Source organism: Streptomyces coeruleorubidus, from assembly GCF_028885415.1.
Taxonomy (GTDB): Bacteria; Actinomycetota; Actinomycetes; order Streptomycetales; family Streptomycetaceae; genus Streptomyces; species Streptomyces coeruleorubidus_A.
Window position 1 is genome coordinate 2,233,416 of the sequence record NZ_CP118527.1, and the last position, 22,750, is coordinate 2,256,165.

Consider the following 22,750-nt stretch of genomic DNA (forward strand, 5'->3'; position numbering starts at 1 on the left):
GGACACCCTGAGTGAGGACATATCGCCATGCGCGGCTGCCGAACTAGGTTCAGTACCCCACCCCTGCCCGCCCCTGTGGGCGGCTGAGCCCATGGGTGCCGGCCGCGTCTTCGCGTACGGCGCCGCCGCCGGTCTGATCGGTGACCTGCTGCTCGGCGATCCTCGCCGAGGGCATCCGGTCGCCGTGTTCGGGCGGGCCGCGGGGGCCGTGGAACGGGTGTTGTGGCGGGACCACCGGGGGTGGGGCGCGCTGCACGCCGTGGTGTGTGCGGGAGGGGCCGTCGCGCTCGGGGGCGCCGCCGCGCGCGCCGTGCGGGACTCCGCCGTCGCGTCGGTCGTTCTGACCGGTGCTGCCACCTGGGCCGTGGTCGGGGGGACTTCGCTCGCGCGGGAGGCGCGGGCCGTCGGGCGTGCCCTGGAGGCGGGGGACGTCGAGGGGGCCCGGGAGCGGCTGCCGCATCTGTGCGGGCGGGATCCGCAGGCACTCGACGCCGACGGGATCGCCCGGGCCGTGGTCGAGTCCGTCGCCGAGAACACCTCCGACGCGGTCGTGGGGGCGCTCGTGTGGGGGGCCGTCGGTGGTGTGCCGGGGCTCCTCGGGTTCCGGGCCGTCAACACCCTCGACGCCATGGTCGGGCACAAGTCGGCCCGGTACCGGCGGTACGGGTGGGCCTGCGCGCGGCTGGACGATCTCGCGGGCTGGCCCGGGGCCCGGCTGACCGCCGTGCTCGCGACCCTGGCAGGGGACGATCCACGGGGAGCCGTGCGGGCCTGGCGTGCCGATGCCGCCAAGCATCCGAGCCCCAACGCCGGGCCCGTGGAAGCTTCGTTCGCGGGGGCGCTCGGCGTGCGGCTGGGCGGGACCCTGTCGTACGGCGGGCGCGTCGAGCACCGGCCCGTGCTCAACGGGGCGGGGCGCCGCGTCGGCACCCGGGACATCGAACGGGCCGTACGGCTGTCCAGGCGTGTCGGCTGGCTCGCGCTCGGCGTCTGTGTCGCCGCGCGCCGCATCGCGAAAGGGCGTACGTCATGACGGGCGGTGGGCTTCTCGTCGCCGGTACCACCTCCGACGCCGGCAAGAGCGTCGTGACCGCCGGGGTCTGCCGGTGGCTGGTGCGGCAGGGCGTCAAGGTCGCGCCCTTCAAGGCGCAGAACATGTCCCTCAATTCGTTCGTGACGAAGGAAGGGGCCGAGATCGGGCGGGCGCAGGCCATGCAGGCGCAGGCCTGCCGCGTCGAGCCGACCGCGCTGATGAACCCCGTGCTGCTCAAGCCCGGTGGCGAGAGCAGCAGTCAGGTCGTGCTGCTGGGCAAGCCGGTCGGGGAGCTCAGCGCCCGCGGGTACCACGGCGGACGGCAGCAGAAGCTGCTCGGGACCGTGCTGGACTGTCTGGAGCAGTTGCGGGGCACGTATGACGCGGTGATCTGTGAGGGGGCGGGCAGTCCCGCCGAGATCAATCTGCGCCGGACCGACATCGTCAACATGGGGATCGCCCGCAACGCCGGGCTCCCCGTGCTCGTCGTCGGGGACATCGACCGGGGCGGTGTCTTCGCCTCGTTCTTCGGGACCGTCGCGCTGCTGTCGCGCGAGGACCAGGAGTGCGTCGCCGGGTTCCTCGTCAACAAGTTCCGGGGGGACGTCTCCCTGCTGGAGCCGGGTCTCGACATGCTCCAGGGCCTCACCGGGCGGCGTACGTACGGCGTTCTGCCCTTCCGGAACGGGCTGGGGATCGACGAGGAGGACGGGTTGCGGGTCTCCCTGCGCGGCACCGTGCGGGAGTCGGTCGTCGCCCCGCCCGTCGGCGAGGACGTCCTGCGGGTCGCCGTGTGCGCGATCCCGCTCATGTCCAACTTCACCGACGTGGACGCGCTGGCCGCCGAACCGGGTGTCGTCGTGCGGTTCGTGGACCGGCCCGAGGAGCTCGCCGACGCCGACCTCGTCATCGTGCCCGGGACCCGGGGGACCGTCCGTGCGCTGGAGTGGCTGCGGGAGCGCGGGCTGGCCGGCGCGCTCGTGCGCAGGGCCGCCGAGCAGCGGCCCGTCCTCGGGATCTGCGGCGGCTTCCAGATCCTCGGCGAGCACATCGAGGACGACGTCGAAAGCCGCCGGGGTCATGTCGAGGGGCTCGGGACCCTGCCCGTGCGGGTGCGGTTCGCCCGCGAGAAGACCCTCACGCGGCCGGCGGGCGAGGCCCTCGGGGAGCGCGTCGAGGGCTACGAGATCCATCACGGCGTCGCCGACGTCACCGGAGGGGCCCCCTTCCTGGACGGCTGCCGGGTCGGCCAGACCTGGGGCACGCACTGGCACGGCTCGCTGGAATCGGACGGGTTCCGGCGGGCCTTCCTGCGCGAGGTGGCGGCCGCCGCGGGGCGCCGCTTCGTGCCGGCGCCTGACACCTCGTTCGCCGCGCTGCGCGAGGAGCAGCTCGACCGGCTCGGCGACCTGATCGAACAGCACGCGGACACGGACGCGCTGTGGCGGCTCATCGAGTCGGGCGCGCCGCGAGGACTGCCCTTCATTCCACCGGGAGCGCCCGCATGAGCACTGTGTTGTTGTTGTCGACCGCCGACACGGACCTGCTGGCGGCCCGGGCCGCCGCCGGTGCCTCGTACCGGATCGGCAACCCGACCCGCGTGGATGTCGGGGAGGAGCTTCCGGCGCTCCTCGAAGGCGCGGACATCGCCGTCGTACGGCTGCTCGGCGGCAAGCGGGCCTGGGAGGACGGGCTCGCCGCGCTGAAGGCGTCCGGCGTCCCGACCGTGCTGCTGGGCGGAGAGGCCGTTCCCGACGCCGAGTTGATGGCCGAGTCGTCGGTGCCGGCGGGTGTCGTGGCGGAGGCGCTGAAGTACCTCGTGGAGGGCGGGCCGGCCAACCTCACGGAGCTGGCGCGGTTCCTGTCCGACACCGTGCTGCTCACGGGCGAGGGCTTCGCCGCGCCGCAGCGGATGCCGGAGTACGGCGTCCGGGGCGAGCGCGCACAGGCCGAGGGCCGGCCGACCGTCGGCGTGCTCTTCTACCGGGCGCACGAGCTGAGCGGCAACACCGCCTTCGTGGACACCCTGTGCGACGCGATCGAGGCGCGGGGCGCCAACGCGCTGCCCGTGTACTGCGGTTCGCTGCGCGGGGCCGACGCGGGGCTGTACGAAATCCTCGGGCGGGCGGACGCCCTCGTCGCCACCGTCCTCGCCGCCGGCGGCACCCACGCCTCGCAGGCCTCGGCGGGCGGTGACGAGGAGTCCTGGGACATCGGCGCCCTCGCCGAGCTGAACATCCCCGTGCTGCAAGGGCTGTGCCTGACGTCCTCGCGGCGCGCCTGGGAGGCGTCCGACGCCGCCCTGTCCCCCATGGACGCCGCGATGCAGGTGGCGATCCCGGAGTTCGACGGGCGGCTGATCACCGTGCCGTTCTCCTTCAAGGAGCAGGTCGTCGAGAAGGGCGCCGACGTGCCCGTGTACGTCGCCGACCCGGAGCGGGCCGCGCGGGTCGCCGGGATCGCCGTACGGCACGCGCGGTTGAAGCACAAGGCGAACGCCGAGAAGAGGCTCGCGCTCGTTTTCACCGCGTACCCGACCAAGCACTCACGGGTCGGCAACGCCGTCGGGCTGGACACCCCGGCCTCTGCGGTGCGGGTGCTGGACGCGCTCAGGGACGCCGGGTACGGCCTCACCGAGTACCCCGCGGGCGGTGACGAGCTGATCCACCGGCTCATCGCGGCGGGCGGGCACGATGTGGAGTGGCTGACGGACGAGCAGCTGGCCGCCGCGCCCGCGCGGGTGCCGCTGGCGGACTACCGGGCCTGGTTCGACCAGCTCGACCCGGAGCTGAGGGACGCCATGACCGAGGCGTGGGGCGAGCCGCCGGGCAGCCTCTACGTCGACGGGGACGACATCGTGCTGGCGTCCCTGCAGTTCGGGAACGTCGTGGTGATGATCCAGCCGCCGCGCGGCTTCGGCGAGAACCCCATCGCGATCTACCACGACCCGGACATGCCGCCGTCCCACCACTACCTGGCGGCCTACCGCTGGCTGGAGAACAGTTTCGGCGCGGACGCGATCGTGCACATGGGCAAGCACGGCACGCTGGAGTGGCTGCCCGGCAAGGGCCTCGGGCTCAGCGCCGGCTGCGCCCCGGACGCCGTGCTCGGGGAGCTGCCCCTGATCTACCCGTTCATCGTCAACGACCCGGGCGAAGGCACCCAGGCCAAGCGGCGCGGACACGCCACGGTCGTCGACCACCTGGTGCCGCCGATGGCCCGCGCCGACACCTACGGCGACCTGGCCAAGCTGGAGCAGCTCCTCGACGAGTACGCGCTCGTCTCCGACCTGGACCCGGCGAAGGCCCCGGCCGTGCGCGCGCAGATCTGGACCCTCGTCAAGGCCGCCGAGCTCCACCACGACCTGCATGTCGACGAGCAGCCGGACGACGAGGCGTTCGACGAGTTCGTCATGCACATCGACGGCTATCTGTGCGAGATCAAGGACGTGCAGATCCGGGACGGCCTGCACATCCTGGGCGGCGGCCCGGTCGGTGAACCGCGCGTCAACCTCGTGCTGGCGGTGCTGCGCGCCTCGCAGGTGTGGGGCGGGCAGGCCGACGCGCTGCCCGGGCTGAGGGCGGCGCTGGCGGAGCACTTCGGGCTGGTGGAGAAGGAGCTGCTGGCCGAGCCGGGCACTGCGGTGAAGGTGCCGGTGGAGCTGACGGGCCTGGTGGCGGGCCCGGCACGCACCGCCGCCGACGCCATCGACCTGCTGGAGCAGTTGTGCCGGCGGATCGCGGAGGGCATGGAGGAGCGGGGCTGGGCGGTCGCCGAGGTCCCGGCGCTGGTCCGGGAGGTGCTCGGCAGGGACGTCGCCGACGCCGTGGCGGTGCTGGAGTTCGCCTGCACGGAGGTCGTGCCGCGGCTGGCCAGGACCACCGACGAGATCGGGCACATCCTGCGGGCGCTGGACGGCGGTTACGTCCCTGCGGGCCCCTCCGGCTCGCCGACCCGCGGTCTGGTCAACGTCCTGCCGACGGGACGCAACTTCTACTCCGTCGACCCCAAGGCGATTCCGTCCCGGCTGAGCTGGGAGGTCGGGCAGTCGCTCGCGGACTCGCTGGTGCAGCGGTATCTGACCGACACCGGCGCGTACCCGAAGTCCGTCGGCCTGACGGTGTGGGGCACCTCGGCCATGCGCACCCAGGGCGACGACATCGCCGAGATCCTGGCGCTGCTGGGCTGCCGGCCGGTGTGGGACGACGCCTCGCGCCGGGTGACCGGGTTCGAGGTGATCTCCCCGGAGGAGCTCGGCCGGCCGCGTATCGACGTGACGGTCCGGATCTCGGGCTTCTTCCGGGACGCGTTCCCGCACGTAGTCGGGCTGATCGACGACGCCGTGCGCAAGGTCGCCGAGCTGGACGAGCCCGCCGAGCAGAACTACGTCCGGGCGCACGCCGACGAGGACACCGCCGAGCACGGCGACCGGCGCCGGGCGACCGCCCGGATCTTCGGCTCCAAGCCGGGGGCGTACGGGGCCGGTCTGCTGCCGCTGATCGACGCGCGCAACTGGCGCTCCGACGCGGACCTCGCCGAGGTGTACGCGGTGTGGGGCGGCTACGCCTACGGGCGGGGGCTGGACGGGCGGGCCGCGCGCGGGGACATGGAGACGGCGTTCAAGCGGATCGCCGTGGCCGCCAAGAACGTGGACACCCGCGAGCACGACCTCGTCGACGCCGACGACTATTTCCAGTACCACGGCGGCATGGTCGCCATGGTCCGCCATCTGACGGGCGCGAGCCCCGAGGCGTACGTCGGCGACTCGGCCGTACCGGACCAGGTGAAGACCCGCACGCTGGGCGAGGAGACGCACCGGGTCTTCCGCGCCCGCGTGGTCAACCCGCGCTGGATGGCGGCCATGCGGCGGCACGGCTACAAGGGCGCCTTCGAGATGGCCGCGACCGTGGACTACCTCTTCGGGTACGACGCCACGGCCGGGGTCGTGGACGACTGGATGTACGAGAAACTCAGCGCCGAGTACGTCTTCGACCCGGAGAACCGGGAGTTCATGAAGACGTCCAACCCCTGGGCGCTGCGCGGCATCACCGAGCGGCTGCTGGAGGCCGCCGACCGCGGACTGTGGGCGGAGCCGGACGCGGAGACGCTGGACCGGCTGCGTGCCACGTACCTGGAGCTCGAAGGCGACTTGGAAGGTGACGACAAGTGAGCACCCCGTTCCCGTTCACGGCCGTGGTGGGCCAGGACGACCTGCGGCTCGCGCTGCTGCTGAACGCCGTGTCGCCGGCGGTCGGCGGTGTGCTGGTGCGCGGTGAGAAGGGCACCGCCAAGTCGACGGCCGTGCGGGCGCTGTCCGCGCTGATGCCTCAGGTGGACGTCGTCCCCGAGTGCCGCTTCTCCTGCGACCCCGGCTCCCCCGACCCCGCCTGCCCGGACGGGCCGCACGCGCCGGGAGCCGACGGCCGGTCCCGTCCGGCCCGGATGGTCGAGCTGCCCGTCGGCGCCTCGGAGGACCGGCTGGTCGGCGCGCTGGACATCGAGCGGGCGCTGTCGGAGGGCGTGAAGGCCTTCGAGCCGGGCCTGCTCGCCGCCGCGCACCGCGGCATCCTCTACGTGGACGAGGTCAACCTCCTCCACGACCACCTGGTCGACCTGCTGCTGGACGCCGCCGCGATGGGCGCCTCGTACGTGGAACGCGAAGGCGTCTCCGTACGGCACGCGGCCCGGTTCCTGCTCGTCGGCACCATGAACCCCGAGGAGGGCGAGCTGCGGCCGCAGTTGCTCGACCGGTTCGGGCTGACCGTCGAGGTCGCGGCCTCGCGGGAGCCCGACCAGCGGGTGGAGGTCGTCCGGCGGCGGCTCGCCTACGACGCCGATCCGGACGGTTTCGCGGCCCGGTGGGCGGACGAGGAGGCCGACGTACGGGCGCGGATCGTCGCGGCGCGGGAGCTGCTGCCGTCCGTGCGGCTGGGCGACGGGGCGCTGCGGCAGATCGCGGCGACCTGCGCGGCCTTCGAGGTCGACGGCATGCGCGCCGACATCGTGATGGCGCGGACGGCGACGGCGCTGGCGGCCTGGGCGGGGCGTACGGACGTGCTCGCCGAGGACGTCCGGCAGGCCGCGCTGCTCGCGCTGCCGCACCGCCGTCGGCGCAACCCCTTCGACGCGCCGGGGCTGGACGAGGACAAGCTGGACGAGACGCTGGAGGAGTTCTCCGGGGACGACGACCCGGATCCGGACCCCGGCCAGGGGCCGGACGGACCCGGCGGGGGCGGCGGCGGGCAGCCGGAGCCCGACGAGGGGCCCCAGGGTGACGACACCGGGGCCGGGCCAGAAGCCGGGGAGAACGGGCAGCCGCAGCCCTCGGGCGCCGGTGAGCGGTCGGCCGTACGGGCTGCCGAGCCGTTTAGGACCAAGGTGCTGAGCGTGCCCGGGATCGGCGAGGGTGCCGCCGGACGGCGTTCGCGGGCGCGGACCGAGCACGGGCGGACGACCGGGTCCCGGCGACCGCGGGGCACGCTCACGAAGCTGCACCTGGCGGCGACCGTGCAGGCCGCGGCGCCGCACCAGCGGGCGCGCGGGCGGTCCGGGCCGGGTCTGGTGGTGCGCCGGGACGATCTGCGGCAGGCCACCCGCGAGGGGCGCGAGGGCAATCTCGTGCTGTTCGTGGTGGACGCCTCCGGGTCGATGGCGGCGCGGCAGCGGATGAGTGCCGTGAAGGGCGCCGTGCTGTCGCTGCTGCTGGACGCCTACCAGCGGCGGGACAAGGTGGGGCTGGTGACGTTCCGGGGTTCGGGCGCGGACGTCGCGCTGCCGCCGACCTCGTCCGTGGACGCGGCGGCGGCCCGGCTGGAGTCGCTGCCGACCGGCGGGCGTACGCCGCTGGCCGCCGGGCTGCTGCGCGCGCACGACGTGCTGCGGGTGGAGCGGCTGCGGGATCCGGCACGGCGGCCGCTGGTCGTGCTCGTGACGGACGGGCGGGCCACCGGGGGCCCGGAGCCGGTCGCCCTGGCCGGGCGGGCGGCACGGCTGTTCGCGGCCGAGGGTGTCGCGTCCGTCGTCGTGGACTGCGAGTCGGGGCCGGTGCGCCTCGGGCTCGCCGGGCAGCTCGCCGGTGAGCTGGGCGGCACCGCCGTGACGCTGGACGAGCTGCGGGCCGACTCGATCGCCGGGTTGGTCAGGGATGTGCAGGGGACTTCGAGGAGGGTCGCGTAATGCCGCAGGGACAGCCGAGTGTGATTCCGGACGACGGTCTGACGACCCGACAGCGCCGGAACCGGCCGCTGGTGGTCGTGCACACCGGCGTCGGCAAGGGCAAGTCGACGGCCGCCTTCGGGCTCGCGCTGCGGGCCTGGAACCAGGGCTGGCCGATCGGGGTGTTCCAGTTCGTCAAGTCGGCGAAGTGGAAGGTCGGCGAGGAGAACGCGCTGCGTGTGCTCGGTGCCTCCGGTGAGGGCGGGTCCGTCGCCTGGCACAAGATGGGCGAGGGCTGGTCCTGGGTGCAGCGCGACGCACAGCTGGACAACGAGGAGAAGGCCCGGGAGGGGTGGGAGCAGGTCAAGCGGGACCTGGCGGCGGAGACCTACCGGCTGTACGTGCTGGACGAGTTCGCCTACCCGATGCACTGGGGCTGGGTGGACACCGACGAGGTCGTGGACGTCCTGCGGAACCGGCCCGGGACCCAGCATGTGGTGATCACGGGGCGCAACGCCCCGGAGAAGCTCCTGGACTTCGCCGACCTCGTGACCGACATGTCCAAGGTGAAGCACCCGATGGACGCGGGGCAGAAGGGGCAGAGGGGCATCGAGTGGTGATGTCCTCGTCCGTGCCCCGGCTGGTCGTCGCCGCGCCCTCGTCGGGCAGTGGCAAGACCACCGTCGCCACGGGGCTGATGGCCGCGTTCGCCGCACGGGGGCTCGCCGTGTCCCCGCACAAGGTCGGGCCGGACTACATCGACCCCGGGTACCACGCGCTCGCGACCGGGCGGGTGGGGCGGAACCTCGACGCGTATCTGTGCGGGCCGGAGCTGGTCGGGCCGTTGTTCCTGCACGGGGCGCGCGGGTGTGACCTCGCCGTCGTCGAGGGCGTGATGGGGCTGTACGACGGCGCCGCCGGGGAGGGGGAGCTCGCCTCCACGGCTCATGTCGCGAAGCTGCTGCGGGCGCCCGTGGTGCTGGTCGTCGACGCGTCGTCGCAATCCCGGTCGGTGGCGGCGCTGGTGCACGGGTTCGTCTCCTGGGATCCGGAGGTGCGGGTCGGGGGCGTGATTTTGAACAAGGTCGCGTCGGACCGGCATGAGGGGATGCTGCGGGAGGCGTTGGAGCAGACGGGGGTGCCGGTGCTCGGGGTGCTGCGGCGGGCTCCGCAGGTCGATACGCCGTCGCGGCATCTGGGGCTGGTGCCGGTCGCCGAGCGGCGGGCTGAGGCGGTGGAGGCTGTTGCGGCCATGGCCGCGCAGGTCTCCGACGGTTGTGATCTGGACGCGTTGATGGGGTTGGCGCGGGGTGCGGGGGCTTTGTCGTGCGAGGCCTGGGATGCGGCTGCGGCTGTGGCTTCCTCGCCCCCGCCGCCCCTACCCGTCCCATCCTCCAGGGGCTCCGCCCCTTCGACCCCGCCAGGGGGCTCCGCCCCCTGGACCCCCGATCGGCCTGAACGGCCTCGTCCTCAAACGCCGGACGGGCTGGTCGTTGCCGTCGCCGGCGGTGAGGCGTTCACCTTCTCCTACGCCGAGCACACCGAGCTCCTTGCCGCCGCCGGTGCCGACGTCGTGCCCTTCGATCCGCTGCGGGACGAGGAACTGCCCGAAGGGACGCGGGGGCTGGTGATCGGGGGCGGGTTTCCCGAGGTGTACGCCGCCGAGCTGTCCGCCAATGAACCCCTGCGCAAGGCCGTTGCCGACCTGGCGGAGAGCGGTGCTCCGGTGGCCGCCGAGTGTGCCGGGCTGCTGTATCTGTGCCGGGAGCTGGACGGACAGCCGATGTGCGGGGTGCTGGACGCCGGGGCGCGGATGACCGGGCGGCTGACCCTGGGGTACCGGGACGCCGTGGCCGTCGGCGACAGTGTGCTCGCGGCGGCGGGGACGCGGATGCGGGGGCACGAGTTCCACCGGACCGTCGTGGAGCCCGGGGCGGGGGCCGAACCCGCCTGGGGCCTGCGGACCCCTCAGCGGCGCGTCGAGGGGTTCGTGCGGCACGGTGTGCACGCGAGCTATCTGCACACGCACTGGGCTGCGGAGCCCGGTGTCGCCCGTCGGTTCGTGGAGAGGTGCCGGACGTCATGAGCAGCAGGTTGGTCGGAGTCGGGGTCGGCCCCGGGGATCCGGAGCTGGTGACCGTCAAGGGCGTGAACGCCCTGCGGGAGGCCGAAGTCGTCGTAGTGCCCGTGATGGACACGGGCGAAAGAGGGCGCGCCGAGGCGACCGTGCTGCACTACGTGCCCGAGGAGAAGGTCGTCCGGGTCGTGTTCGCGCTGAACGAGCGGAGCGACCGGGCGCGGCGCGAGGCGGCCTGGGACGCGGCGGGCGAGCGGGTCGCCGAGTTGCTGCGCGGGCATGCGGCCGTGGCCTTCGCGACCATCGGGGACCCCAACGTGTACTCCACCTTCACGTATCTCGCGCAGACCATCACCGAGCTGGTGCCGGGGACCGTCGTCGAGACCGTGCCCGGGATCACCGCCATGCAGGACCTCGCCGCGCGGTCGGGCGCCGTGCTGACCGAGGGGACCGAGCCGCTCACGCTGGTGCCCGTCACGGCGGGGGCGACGGTCCTCAAGGAGGCCCTCGCCGGCCCCGGGACCGTCGTCGCCTACAAGTTCGGCCGGCAGGCACACGAGGTCGCCGAGGCGCTGCGGGAGACCGGGCGGATCGGCGACGCGGTGTGGGGGTCGGCACTGGGGCTGACGGAGGAGTCGATCCGGCCGGCCGCCGACCTGGACGGCACTCCCCTGCCCTATCTGTCGACGCTCATCTCCCCCGCACGGCGCGACGGCGGGCGCGGCGGAAAGCTCTGACGCGGACCTGCATCACCTGCCCACCGGTAACCCCCTGTACGAGAGGACCCACTCCATGGCCGACGCCCCCACCGGCAAGGTGACCTTCGTCGGTGCCGGCCCCGGCGCCGCCGACCTGCTGACGTTCCGTGCCGCGCGCGCCATCGCCGAGGCCGACGTGGTGATCTGGGCGGCCAGCCTGGTCCAGGCGGAGGTCCTCCAGCACGCGCGCGAGGACGCGGAGGTCCTCGACTCGGCGGCCATGTCCCTGGAGGACGTCGTGGCCGTGTACCGGCGGGCCCGGGAGGAGGGCCTGCGCGTCGCCCGGATCCACTCCGGCGACCCCGCCCTGTGGGGCGGCACCCAGGAGCAGCTCGACCGGTGTGCCGAGATGGGCCTCGCGACCGAGGTCGTGCCCGGGGTGTCCGCCTTCTCCGCCGTCGCCGCGCTGGCGCAGCGCGAGCTGACCGTTCCCGAGGTCGCGCAGTCCGTCGTCCTGACGCGGCTCGGTGGCGGCAAGACGCCCATGCCGCCCGGGGAGGAGGTCCGCGAGTTCGCCCGGCACGGCACCACCATGGCGATCTTCCTCTCCGCGGCCCGCAGCGGGCAGCTGGTGCGGGAGCTGCTGGAGGGCGGCTATCCGACGACGACCCCGGTCGTGGTCGCCTACCAGGCGACCTGGCCGGAGGAGCTGATCGTGAAGTGCACGATCGGCACGCTGGAGGAGACGGTCAAGGAACACAAGCTCTGGAAGCACACGCTGTTCCTGGTCGGCCCGGCGCTCGAGGCGCACGGCACGCGCTCGCACCTGTACCACCCGGGCCACTTCCACGGCTACCGCAAGGCCGACCCCGAGGCCCGCAGGGCGCTGCGCGAAAGGGGTGCCCGTACATGACCGTCCGACCTCCTGCAGGTGTCGAGGAAATCGAAGAAGGAGTCGCCCAGTGATCGGGCTCATTTCCGCCACCGCGGCGGGAGCGGCCGCGCGGGACCGGCTGGCCGCCGCGTGGCCGGACCGCACGCGCGTGTACGAGGGTCCCGTCGGGGACGCCGTACGGGCCGCGTTCACGCAGTGCGAGCAGCTCGTGTGCTTCCTGGCGACGGGGGCGGTGGTGCGGCTGGTGGCGCCGCTGCTGTCCGGCAAGACGGCGGACCCGGGCGTGGTGTGCGTCGACGAGGGCGGTCGGTTCGCGGTGTCGCTGATGGGCGGGCACGCGGGCGGGGCCAACGAACTCGCCCGGGAGGTCGGGGAGTTGCTGGGCGCCGAGCCGGTCGTGACCACGGCGACGGACGCCGTGGACCTGCCCGGGCTCGACACCCTCGGCCTGCCCGTGGAGGGCGATGTCGCCGGGGTCTCCCGGGCGTTGCTGGACGGTGAGGCGGTGGCGCTGCGGGCCGAGGTGGCCTGGCCTCTGCCGCCGCTCCCGGTGGCCGCCGAGGGGTCGTACACGATCCGGCTGACCGACCGGCTCGTCGAGACGGCCGGGCGCGAGGTGGTGCTGCGCCCGCCGTCGCTGGTCGTCGGGGTCGGGGCGTCGAAGGGCGCACCCGTCGAGGAGGTGCTCGCTCTGGTCGAGGGCGCCCTGCGGGAGGCCGGGCTGTCCGCGGCGTCGGTCGCCGAGCTCGCCACCGTCGACGCCAAGGCCGCCGAGCCCGGCCTCGTCGAGGCCGCACGGCGGCTCGGTGTGCCCCTGGTGACGTACTCCGCCGGGGAGTTGGCCGGGGTGGAGGTGCCCAATCCGTCCGACGCGCCGCTCGCCGCCGTGGGTACGCCCTCGGTCGCGGAGGCCGCGGCCCTGGTGCGCGGGGGCGAACTCCTCGTCCCCAAGCGGAAGTCGGCCGCGACGCCTGCCATGGCGACCTGCGCCGTCGTACGGCGGCCCGGGCGCGGGCGGCTCGCGGTGGTCGGGCTCGGGCCGGGTGCCCGGGACCTGCTCACGCCGCGCGCGAAGGCCGAACTCCGGCGCGCTCGCGTGCTCGTCGGACTCGACCAGTACGTCGACCAGATCCGCGATCTGCTGCGGCCCGGCACCCGGATCCTTCAGTCGGGTCTCGGGGCCGAGGAGGAGCGGGCGCGCACGGCCGTCGAGGAGGCCCGCAAGGGGCAGGCCGTCGCACTGATCGGGAGCGGGGACGCGGGCGTGTACGCCATGGCCTCCCCCGCGCTCGCCGAGGCGTCCGACGACATCGACGTGGTCGGCGTGCCCGGCGTGACGGCGGCGCTCGCGGCCGGGGCGATCCTGGGCGCGCCGCTGGGCCACGACCACGTGTCGATCAGCCTGTCCGACCTGCACACGCCGTGGGAGGTCATCGAGCGGCGGGTGCGGGCGGCGGCCGAGGCCGACATCGTGGTGACGTTCTACAACCCGCGTTCGCGCGGCCGCGACTGGCAGCTGCCCAAGGCGCTGGACATCCTCGCCGGGCACCGGGCGCCGACGACGCCGGTCGGTGTCGTACGCAACGCCTCGCGGCCGGACGAGTCCGCCCGGCTCACGACCCTGGCCGCGCTCGACCCGGCGACGGTCGACATGATGACCGTCGTCACCGTGGGCAACACCGCGACCCGCGAGATCGCCGGGCGCATGGTGACGCCGCGCGGCTACCGCTGGCAGGAGGAGCCCGAGTGAACCGCGTCGTCCACCATCCCGCTTCCGCCGAGGAGAAACTGTGACCACCCCGCCCGCCCTGCTCATCGCCGGCCACGGCACCCGTGACGACGCCGGAGCCGAGGCGTTCCGCGACTTCGTGCGGGAGCTGGGGGCCCGCCACCCGGAACTGCCCGTCGCCGGCGGCTTCATCGAACTGTCCCCGCCGCCGCTGGGCGAGGCCGTCACCGAGCTGGTGGAGCGGGGCGTACGGCGGTTCGCCGCCGTACCGCTGATGCTGGTGTCCGCCGGGCACGCCAAGGGCGACATCCCGGCGGCGCTGGCCCGCGAGAAGGAGCGGCACCCCGGGATCTCCTACACGTACGGGCGTCCGCTCGGCCCGCACCCGGCGCTGCTGAACGTGCTGGAGCGGCGGCTGGACGAGGCGCTGGGCGGCGCCGCGGGGCGCAGGCCGGGTGACCGGGCCGATGTGACGGTGCTGCTGGTGGGGCGCGGGTCGACGGACCCGGACGCCAACGCCGAGGTGCACAAGGCGGCGCGGCTGCTGTGGGAGGGACGCGGGTACGCGGGGGTCGAGACGGCGTTCGTGTCGCTGGCGGCGCCGGACGTGCCGAGCGGACTCGACCGGTGCGTGCGGCTCGGCGCCCGCCGGATCGTGGTGCTCCCGTACTTCCTGTTCGCCGGCATCCTGCCGGACCGGGTGCGGCTGCAGACGGAGGGCTGGGCGGCGGCGCACCCGGAGGTCGAGGTGCGCTCGGCGGACGTCATCGGGCCGGAGCCGGAGCTGCTGGACCTGGTGTGGGAGCGGTACGCGGAGGCCGTCGAGGGGGACCTGCGGATGAACTGCGACTCGTGCGTGTACCGCGTCGCGCTGCCGGGCTTCGAGGGCAAGGTGGGGATGCCGCAGCAGCCGCACTTCCACCCGGACGACGACGGCCACCACCACGGGCACCACCACGGGGCGCACTCCCATGCCCACTGAGAGCGGCCACGATCTGCGGCACCACGGGGACGCGGAGGTCCGGGACGACGGCGGCTCGCTCGTCGACCTCGCCGTGAACGTCCGCGCGGACACCCCGCCGGCGTGGCTGCGGGAACACATCGCCGCGTCGCTGGGCGGGCTGGCGGCCTACCCGGACGGGCGGGCCGCACGCGCGGCGGTGGCGGCGCGGCACGGCCTGCCGGTGGAGCGGGTGCTGCTGACGGCGGGGGCGGCGGAGGCGTTCGTGCTGCTGGCGCGGGCGCTGAAGGTGCGGCGGCCGGTCGTGGTCCACCCGCAGTTCACGGAGCCGGAGGCCGCGCTGCGCGACGCCGGGCACACGGTCGACCGGGTGCTGCTGCGGGAGGAGGACGGCTTCCGGCTGGATCCGGCGGCCGTCCCCGAGGCCGCGGACCTGGTGGTCATCGGCAATCCGACGAACCCGACGTCGGTGCTGCACCCGGCGGAGGTGATCGCCTCTCTCGCCCGTCCCGGACGGCTGCTGGTGGTGGACGAGGCGTTCATGGACGCGGTGCCGGGCGAGCGGGAGGCCCTGGCGGACCGCGTCGACGTGCCCGGCCTCGTGGTGCTGCGCAGCCTGACCAAGACGTGGGGGCTGGCCGGACTGCGGATCGGGTACGTGCTGGCGGCGCCGGAGACCGTCGGGGAGCTGGCACGGGCGCAGCCGCTGTGGCCGGTGTCGACGCCGGCGCTGGCCGCGGCACAGGCGTGCGTGGGGCCACGGGCGGTTGCGGAGGCGGCCCACGCGGCGCACCGCATCGCCTCGGACCGAGCCCACCTGCTGACGGGCCTCGCCCGCTTCGCCCCGGCCGGGCTACGGGTGGTCGAGCCCGCGCAGGGCCCGTTCGTCCTGATCCGCCTGCCGCACGCGGCGACCGTACGCAGCCGCCTGCGCGACCTCGGCTACGCCGTGCGGCGCGGGGACACCTTCCCCGGCCTGGACGAGGAGTGGCTGCGGCTGGCGGTGCGGGACCGGGGGACGGTGGACGGATTCCTGCGGGCGCTGGAGCGTGCGGTGGCGGGCTGACGGCTCACCGCCGGACGGTCCCGGCCATATCCGTCCCGGTCGGTGTGCCGTCCTGGGGGCGGCTGGAGAGCACGATGCTGGTGACGACGACCCAGAGCCCGGCCGCCATGAAGGCGAAGAAGCCGATCCAGGGGATGAACATCAGCACGCCGATCACGACGGCGGCCCAGGCCAGCCAGCGGGGCAGCGGACTGACGGCGGCACGGACGGTGGCCAGCCCCGTGCCCAGCAGCATCAGGGCCATGCCGCCGACGAAGGGGATGTAGAAGTTCTCGTTGAGGGTGTTGAGTGCCTGGAGCGCGGGGCCGGAGACCGTCGGCTCGTCGGCGAGGTCCACCAGGGTCAGGGTCAGCGCGGCCCCGGTCAGGAAGCCGATGGCGAGCAGCAGCCCGCCGCCGAGGACCACCCGGTGCAGCCAGCCGCCGCTCGCCGGGACGTCCCGTACGACACGGGCCAGGTGGGCGGCGAAGAAGACGAAGAACACCGCAGCGAGCGCCAGCAGGTACACGCTCACCCCGGTCTGGGCCTCGCGGTCGACGTAGAAGGCCCTGACCTGGGAGCCGGTGGCGTCGTAGTCGGGTGTGTCGCCGGTCAGCAGGAAGGCGACGAGCGTCAGGACGACGGCCACCAGTCCGGTCAGGGGTGCGATGCGCATGAGGACCTCCCGCCTTGCCGGGTCCGCCCCCCGTGTCTTCCACGCTCCCAGAGGTGCCCGAGACCCGCCATCCGGCCCGGGAGTCCAGGTCAGCCCCGGCGGCGCGGCTACCCGACCACGCGCCCGTTCAGCACCACCCGGCGCGGCGCGGCCAGCACGCCCACGTCCTTGCGCGGGTCCTCGTCGTAGACGACGAGGTCGGCCGGGGCGCCCTCGTCCAGGCCGGGGCGGCCGAGCCAGGCCCGGGCCGTCCAGGTCCCCGCGGCCAGCGCCTCGACGGGCGGGATGCCCGCGGTGACCAGTTCGGCGACCTCGGCCGCCGCGAGGCCGTGGGCCAGTCCACCGCCCGCGTCGGTGCCGACGAAGACCGGGATCCCGGCGTCGTAGGCGCCCCGCACGGTGTCGTAGCGGCGCTCGTGGAGCCGGCGCATATGGGCCGACCAGCGCGGGAACCGGGCCTCGCCGCCGTCGGCGAGCCGCGGGAAGGTCGCGATGTTGACCAGTGTGGGGACGATGGCGACGCCCCGTTCGGCGAACAGCGGGATGAGGTCCTCGGTCAGGCCCGTCGCGTGTTCGATGCAGTCGATGCCCGCCTCGACGAGGTCCTGGAGGGAGTCCTCCGAGAAACAGTGCGCGGTGACCCGGGCGCCCAGCCGGTGCGCCTCGGCGATGGCCGCCTCCACCGCACCGCGCGGCCAGCAGGCCGACAGGTCGCCGAGGTCGCGGTCGATCCAGTCGCCGACCAGCTTCACCCAGCCGTCGCCGCGCCGGGCCTCCTGGGCGACGTAGGCGACCAGGTCGTCCGGCTCGATCTCCCAGGCGTAGTTGCGGATGTAGCGGCGGGTGCGGGCGATGTGCCGCCCGGCACGGATGATCTTCGGCAGGTCGTCGCGGTCGTCGATCCAGCGGGTGTCGGAGGGCGAGCCCGCGTCGCGGATCAGCAGCGTGCCCGCGTCCCGGTCGGTCAGCGCCTGCTTCTCGGCGACGTCCTGCGGGACCGCGCCGTGCCGGTCGAGTCCCACGTGGCAGTGCGCATCGACGAGACCGGGCAGGGCCCAGCCTCTGACGGTACGGATGTCGCGGGCGCCGGCGGGACGCTCGTAGGAGATCCGGCCGTCGACGACCCACAGCTCGTCGCGGACCTCCTCGGGTCCGACGAGCACCCGTCCCTTCACGTGCAGCACCGTGCGATCGCTCATGTACGGCACCCTAGTCAGCCGCTAGTCGGCCTTGCCCACCTGGTCCGAGGTCTCCTCCTCCACCTCGGCCATGGCGGGGTCGAGGAGGCGGGAGAGGAAGTGGCGGGTGCGCTCGTGGCGCGGGTTGCCGATGACCTGCTCGGGGGTGCCGTCCTCGACGATCACGCCGCCGTCCATGAAGACGACCCGGTCGGCGACCTCGCGTGCGAAGGTCATCTCGTGGGTGACGACCATCATGGTCATGCCCTCGTCGGCGAGCATGCGCATCACCGCGAGGACGTCCCCGACCAGTTCGGGGTCCAGCGCGGAGGTCGGCTCGTCGAACAGCATCACCTCGGGGCCCATGGCCAGGGCCCGGGCGATGGCGACGCGCTGCTGCTGGCCGCCGGAGAGGGAGGAGGGGTAGGCCGCCGCCTTCTCGGACAGCCCCACGCGCGCCAGGTTCTCGGCGGCCACCTTCGCGGCCGCCGCCTTGTCACGGCGCAGCACCCGCCGCTGCGGCAGGGTGAGGTTCTCGGTCACCGTCAGGTGCGGGAACAGGTTGAACTGCTGGAAGACCATGCCGATGCGGCGGCGTGCGGCGTCGATGTCGACGTCCGGGTCGGTCAGTTCCGTACCGCCGACGAACACCTGCCCCTTGGTCGGCTCCTCCAGCAGGTTCACGCAGCGCAGCAGCGTCGACTTGCCGGAGCCGGACGGGCCGATGACACAGACCACCTCGCCCCGGCCGATCTCCAGGTCGATGCCGCGCAGCACCTCGTTGGCGCCGAACGACTTGTGCAGCGCGCGTACCTCGATCTCGGGTCGGCTCATTTCACGGCCTCCTGGGCCTTCGCCTCCATGCGGCGTACGACGAAGCCGAGCGGGATCGTGACCAGCAGGTAGCAGAGTCCGGCGACCAGGATCGGCGTGGAGTTGGCGGTCTGGCTGGCCAGGTCGCGGCCGTACTTGGACAGTTCGCGCTCCTCCAGGGTGACACCGAGGAACAGCACCAGCGAGGAGTCCTTGAACAGCAGCACCAGTTCGTTGGTGAGCGGCGGGAGGATGATGCGGAACGCCTGCGGGATGACGATGGAGATCATGGCCCGCGCGGGCGAGAAGCCGAGCGAACGGGCCGCCTCCATCTGCCCCTTGGGCACGGCCTGGATGCCGGCGCGGATCGTCTCCGCCATGTACGCGGCGGCCACCAGGCCGAGCGCGAGGGCGACCTTCCCGTACGTGCCGCCGATGATCTCGGTGCCGGGGAAGGCGAGCGGCACGGCGACACCGATGAAGATGAAGATCAGCAGGGCGGGCAGACCGCGGAAGATCTCGATGTAGATCCCGGCGAGCCAGCGGTACGGGCCCACGGAGGACAGCCGCATCAGCGCGATCACCATGCCGAGGGCGAGCCCCACGGCGAAGCCGGTCACCGTGTAGAGCACGGTGTTCTTCAGCGCCAGCGTGATGACGTCCGGGAACATGCGCTCGGCGATGTCCGCCTGCGCGAACTGGTTCTGGAGCCGGCCCCAGTCGGCCGAGACCGCGAAGACGACCACGGCCGCGACGAAGACGGCGTACTGGACGCCGCGCGAGAGGCTGCGCTTCTGCCGCCGGGTGAGGCCCTTCTTCTTCGGCTGGACTTCGGGCGTGGCCGTGTCGGTCATGAGGCGGCGGGCGACGCGGCGGACTCGTCGTACGGGCCGATCCACTGTTCGTACAGCTTCTTGTACGTGCCGTCGGCCTTGGCGTCCTCGATCGCCTTGTTGATGGCGGCGAGGAGTTTGGTGTTGCCCTTCTTCACCGTGAAGCCGTACTGCTCACCGGTGTCGAGGTTGTCGACGACCTCGAAGGCGTCGGCGTTGGCCTTGTCCTTCAGCCAGCCCTGGACGACCGGGTAGTCGATGATCACGGCCTGGACCTGGCCGGTGCGCAGACCGTTGAGGACGGCGTCGGAGGACTCGAAGGAGACCGGGTCGAGGCCCTTGCTCTTGGCGTAGTCCTCACCGGTCGTCTGCGCCTGGGCGCCGAGCTTCTTGCCCTTGAGGCCGGCGAAGGAGCCGATGCCGCTCTTCTTGTCGGCCAGCACGGCCTGGGTGGCGTTGAAGTACGGGTCGGAGAAGTCGACGTTCTTCTTGCGCTCCTCGGTGATGGTCATGCCCGCGGCGGCGAGGTCGCACTGGCCGGCGTTGAGGGACCCGCCGGTCTTGAAGTTCTCGAAGGGCTGGTCGACGATGTCCTGCTTGACGCCCAGGTCCTTGGCGACCAGATCGATCAGCGACACGTCGAAGCCCTGCACCTTGCCGTCGATCTCCGACTGGAACGGCGGATACGGCAGGTGGGTGCAGGTGGTGAGCTTGCCCGCCTTGACGAGTTCGACGCCGCCCGCGGCCGTCTTCGTACCGCTGCCGCCGTCGTCGGTGGAGGTGCAGCCGGCCACGAGCAGCAGCCCGGCCGTCGCGGTGGTGGCGGCCAGGATGCGGGCCCGGTGCCCGGGGTGCGTGTTCACGGCGAGCCTCCTGTGAGTGAACTGTGGGTTCTGATCATAAGGAGAAGTTTGAGTGGCTGAAAACAATCCGATGGCTGCGGAGCCGTCGGGCCTGGGAAGTCACCGGTCGAAGAGGGCCGGGACGCGGCGGTTACGCTCGTTCCCGTTGTTCCCGCGCGTTGTCCCCGCGAGTTGTCCCCGCACGTGAAGAGAGTGCCACCGTGACGCATCCGTTTCTGGACCTTGCCCCGCTCGGTGCGGACCGTTTCGCCGCGATCGAGGACCGTGTGGCGCGGCTGCTGAGCACCGAGCAGGACGTCGTGATCATGCAGGGCGAGGCGCTGCTGCCGCTGGAGGGCGCGATCCGCGGCGCGGCCGGTCCGGGCACGACGGCCCTGAACGTCATCACGGGCCCGTACGGGCAGACCTTCGGGGACTGGCTGCGGGAGTGCGGGGCGACGGTGGTCGATCTGGCGGTGCCCTTCCACACGGCGGTCACGGCCGAGCAGATCCGGCAGGCCTTCGCCGAGCACCCGGAGATCGACTTCGTGTCCCTGGTGCACGCGGAGGCGGCGACCGGCAACACCAATCCGGTCGCGGAGATCGGCGAGGTGGTGCGGGAGCACGGGGCCCTGTTCTACCTGGACGCGGTGGCCTCGATCGGCGCCGAGCCGGTGCTGCCGGACGCCTGGGGCGTGGATCTGTGCGTGATCGGGGCGCAGAAGGCGATGGGCGGGCCGGCCGGGGTGTCGGCGGTGTCGGTGAGCGAGCGGGCCTGGGCCCGGATGGCGGCGAACCCGCGGGCGCCGCGCCGGTCGTATCTGTCGCTGCTCGACTGGAAGGAGCGCTGGATCGACGGCGGCCGCAAGGCGCTGCCGCACGCTCCGGCGCAGTTGGAGATGCTGGCGCTGCAGGCGTGCGTGGAGCGGATCGAGGCGGTGGGGCCGGCCGCGGTGATGGCCCGGCATGCGTCGGCCGCGGCTGCCACGCGGGCCGGTGCGGTCGCGCTCGGTGGCGGGCTGGAGCCCTATGTGTACGAGGCGCGGGACGCGGCGCCCGTCGCCACGACGCTCCGGGCGCCCTCGGGGGTGGTGGCGTCGGAGCTGGTGGACAGGGCGCTGGAGGCGGATCCGGCGGTGCCGGTCGCCGCCGGCGGGGGTGCGTTGGCCAAGGAGATGATCCGGGTCAATCACTACGGGGCCGACGCGACGCCGGGGGCTGTGCGGGCGAGTCTGGCGGCGTTGGGCGTTGCGCTCTCCGAGCGGGGGCTGTCGGTGGATGTGGAGGGGGCGCTGCGGGCGGCCGAGGAGGCGTGGCGGTAGTCGGGGCCCGTCGTTGTCAGTGGCCCGTGCCATGCTCCCGGCATGACCACCAACTCCCCCGCCGGGACGCCCAACACCCCCGCCGAGACCCCCGTCTCCCTTCCCGACGGCCGTCCCGTCCCGCATCTGACCGGTGACGAGCGGGCCATGCTGGAGAGCTGGCTGGACTTCCACCGGGCCACGCTGGAGCTGAAGTGCGCCGGGCTGGACGACGCGCAGGCGCGGACCGCGTCGGCCGAGCCGTCCACGCTGACACTGCTCGGGCTGGTGCAGCACCTCGCCGAGGTCGAGCGGAACTGGTTCCAGCGGGTGGCCGCCGGGCTCGACGTGCCGCCGGTGCATGAGGACGGCACCGGCTACACGCTGGACCCGGGGCGGGGGCTCGACGAGGCGCTCGGGATCTGGCGGCGGGAGATCGCGCGGGGGCGGGAGCTGTGCGCGGGGCTGCCGCTGGACCACATCGGGCGGGTCGCCGAGGGGCCGGTGCCCGGGATGGAGGTCAGCCTGCGCTGGGTGCTGATCCACATGATCGAGGAGTACGCCCGGCACAACGGTCATGCCGATCTCCTGCGGGAACGTATCGACGGAGTGACCGGGGCCTGAATTAAACGTGTTTCCGAGACGACTCACATGTAAGCTGGCACACAATTAAGAATTCTTTCAAGAACAGCTTCCCGTATTCTTCTGCCCGCTTTCTCCGATCCTAAACCCAAAGATTTTGAGGACACTCGGAGAGGGAATTCGGGCAGATCTCGTGGCGATTACATGGCTGTGACGCGTTACACATCGTGACCGCTTCGCCCGGTATTACCCGGACAATATCGGGCATATTGCCGCCGTTCGGTGCGAAGCCTCGCGCCCGCGCGATAACACAGGCCTGGCTCATACGTAAGCCCTATCGGCGATGCAATTTTGAATTTCGCTGGGTAAGTTCAATTCGCATGACTGCCGTACAAGCAGATCCGCAAATCGACCGCCCCACGGTGGCTGACGGAGCCGCGCTCTGGCGGATGGCGAAGGACTCGAAGGTTCTCGACCTGAACTCGTCCTACAGCTATCTGCTGTGGTGCCGCGACTTCGCGGCCACGTCGGCCGTAGCGCGTGACGAGCACGGCGAGCCGATGGGCTTCATCACCGGGTACGTGCGGCCGGACAGCCCGCGCACCCTGCTGGTCTGGCAGGTGGCGGTGGACGAGGCGCACCGCGGGCGCGGGCTGGCCGCCGCCCTGCTCGACGGTCTGGTCGCCCGGACCGCCGCCGAGCGCGGGGTGACGACGGTGGAGACCACCATCACCCCGGGCAACACCGCCTCGGAGCGCCTGTTCACGTCCTTCGCCGAACGGCACGGCGCCCGGCTGGAGCGCGAGGTGCTGTTCGACACGGGCCTGTTCCCCGACGGGCCGCACGACGCCGAGGTCCTGTACCGCATCGGCCCGCTGTCCCGCTGACTTCTCCCCTGACTCCCTCAGACTTCCCCCACGCACCGAGGAGCG

General features: G+C 73.0%; 19 protein-coding genes. 14 read left to right on the top strand and 5 right to left on the bottom strand.

The window, feature by feature from the left end; all coding sequences use genetic code 11:
• Positions 1-91: 91 nt before the first annotated feature.
• Genes PV963_RS10405 through cobC form a run of 11 tightly spaced genes read left to right on the top strand, consistent with a single transcriptional unit; the run spans position 92 to position 15,614 of the window.
• Positions 92-1,033: a cobalamin biosynthesis protein gene (locus PV963_RS10405; RefSeq protein ID WP_274815358.1), complete on the top strand. Its 942-nt coding sequence runs from the start codon at positions 92-94 to the stop codon at positions 1,031-1,033.
• Complete coding sequence (locus PV963_RS10410) at positions 1,030-2,541, top strand: cobyric acid synthase (protein ID WP_274815359.1); 1,512 nt, start codon at positions 1,030-1,032, stop codon at positions 2,539-2,541. The genes PV963_RS10405 and PV963_RS10410 overlap by 4 nt, the downstream gene beginning before the upstream one ends.
• Positions 2,538-6,203: a cobaltochelatase subunit CobN gene (cobN, locus tag PV963_RS10415; RefSeq protein ID WP_274815360.1), complete on the top strand. Its 3,666-nt coding sequence runs from the start codon at positions 2,538-2,540 to the stop codon at positions 6,201-6,203. Before PV963_RS10410 ends, cobN begins: the two co-directional genes overlap by 4 nt.
• On the top strand, positions 6,200-8,209 hold the full coding sequence (locus PV963_RS10420; protein ID WP_274815361.1) for a putative cobaltochelatase: 2,010 nt from the start codon (positions 6,200-6,202) through the stop codon (positions 8,207-8,209). The genes cobN and PV963_RS10420 overlap by 4 nt, the downstream gene beginning before the upstream one ends.
• A complete protein-coding gene (gene cobO / locus PV963_RS10425; protein ID WP_274815362.1) occupies positions 8,209-8,808 on the top strand; it encodes a cob(I)yrinic acid a,c-diamide adenosyltransferase in 600 nt (199 codons plus the stop codon). Before PV963_RS10420 ends, cobO begins: the two co-directional genes overlap by 1 nt.
• Positions 8,808-10,274, top strand: coding sequence for a cobyrinate a,c-diamide synthase (locus PV963_RS10430; RefSeq protein WP_274815363.1), 1,467 nt, complete (start codon positions 8,808-8,810; stop codon positions 10,272-10,274). The genes cobO and PV963_RS10430 overlap by 1 nt, the downstream gene beginning before the upstream one ends.
• Entirely contained in the window at positions 10,271-11,002 is a 732-nt protein-coding gene (cobI, locus tag PV963_RS10435; RefSeq protein ID WP_274815364.1) for a precorrin-2 C(20)-methyltransferase, read from the top strand. The genes PV963_RS10430 and cobI overlap by 4 nt, the downstream gene beginning before the upstream one ends.
• A gap of 55 nt (positions 11,003-11,057) precedes the next feature.
• Positions 11,058-11,876, top strand: a complete 819-nt coding sequence (cobM, locus tag PV963_RS10440; protein WP_274815365.1) for a precorrin-4 C(11)-methyltransferase — start codon at positions 11,058-11,060, stop codon at positions 11,874-11,876.
• 49 nt (positions 11,877-11,925) lie between these two features.
• Entirely contained in the window at positions 11,926-13,608 is a 1,683-nt protein-coding gene (gene cobJ / locus PV963_RS10445) for a precorrin-3B C(17)-methyltransferase (RefSeq protein ID WP_274815366.1), read from the top strand.
• Positions 13,609-13,648: 40 nt separating this feature from the next.
• Positions 13,649-14,569 carry a sirohydrochlorin chelatase gene (locus tag PV963_RS10450; protein WP_274815367.1) on the top strand — a complete coding sequence of 307 codons (921 nt, stop codon included), beginning with the start codon at positions 13,649-13,651 and terminating at the stop codon, positions 14,567-14,569.
• Positions 14,559-15,614 carry an Rv2231c family pyridoxal phosphate-dependent protein CobC gene (gene cobC, locus PV963_RS10455; RefSeq protein WP_274815368.1) on the top strand — a complete coding sequence of 352 codons (1,056 nt, stop codon included), beginning with the start codon at positions 14,559-14,561 and terminating at the stop codon, positions 15,612-15,614. Before PV963_RS10450 ends, cobC begins: the two co-directional genes overlap by 11 nt.
• Before the next feature lie 4 nt (positions 15,615-15,618).
• Here cobC and PV963_RS10460 read toward each other — a convergent pair whose 3' ends face one another.
• The 5 genes from PV963_RS10460 to PV963_RS10480 all read right to left on the bottom strand — a co-directional run bounded on the left by PV963_RS10460 (position 15,619) and on the right by PV963_RS10480 (position 19,956).
• Positions 15,619-16,269 (bottom strand): hypothetical protein, encoded by a 651-nt coding sequence (locus tag PV963_RS10460; RefSeq protein ID WP_274815369.1) that lies wholly within the window; start codon positions 16,267-16,269, stop codon positions 15,619-15,621.
• Between the two features lie 107 nt (positions 16,270-16,376).
• A complete protein-coding gene (locus tag PV963_RS10465) occupies positions 16,377-17,468 on the bottom strand; it encodes an amidohydrolase family protein (protein ID WP_274815370.1) in 1,092 nt (363 codons plus the stop codon).
• 21 nt (positions 17,469-17,489) lie between these two features.
• On the bottom strand, positions 17,490-18,281 hold the full coding sequence (locus PV963_RS10470; protein WP_274815371.1) for an amino acid ABC transporter ATP-binding protein: 792 nt from the start codon (positions 18,279-18,281) through the stop codon (positions 17,490-17,492).
• Entirely contained in the window at positions 18,278-19,114 is an 837-nt protein-coding gene (locus PV963_RS10475) for an amino acid ABC transporter permease (RefSeq protein ID WP_274815372.1), read from the bottom strand. Before PV963_RS10475 ends, PV963_RS10470 begins: the two co-directional genes overlap by 4 nt.
• On the bottom strand, positions 19,111-19,956 hold the full coding sequence (locus tag PV963_RS10480; RefSeq protein WP_274815373.1) for a transporter substrate-binding domain-containing protein: 846 nt from the start codon (positions 19,954-19,956) through the stop codon (positions 19,111-19,113). Before PV963_RS10480 ends, PV963_RS10475 begins: the two co-directional genes overlap by 4 nt.
• A 200-nt stretch (positions 19,957-20,156) precedes the next feature.
• Here PV963_RS10480 and PV963_RS10485 point away from each other — a divergent pair, with 200 nt between their 5' ends.
• The 3 genes from PV963_RS10485 to ectA all read left to right on the top strand — a co-directional run bounded on the left by PV963_RS10485 (position 20,157) and on the right by ectA (position 22,705).
• Complete coding sequence (locus tag PV963_RS10485; RefSeq protein ID WP_274815374.1) at positions 20,157-21,257, top strand: pyridoxal-phosphate-dependent aminotransferase family protein; 1,101 nt, start codon at positions 20,157-20,159, stop codon at positions 21,255-21,257.
• 42 nt (positions 21,258-21,299) lie between these two features.
• Entirely contained in the window at positions 21,300-21,860 is a 561-nt protein-coding gene (locus tag PV963_RS10490) for a DinB family protein (protein WP_274815375.1), read from the top strand.
• A gap of 338 nt (positions 21,861-22,198) precedes the next feature.
• Complete coding sequence (ectA, locus tag PV963_RS10495) at positions 22,199-22,705, top strand: diaminobutyrate acetyltransferase (protein WP_274815376.1); 507 nt, start codon at positions 22,199-22,201, stop codon at positions 22,703-22,705.
• Positions 22,706-22,750 lie beyond the last annotated feature (45 nt).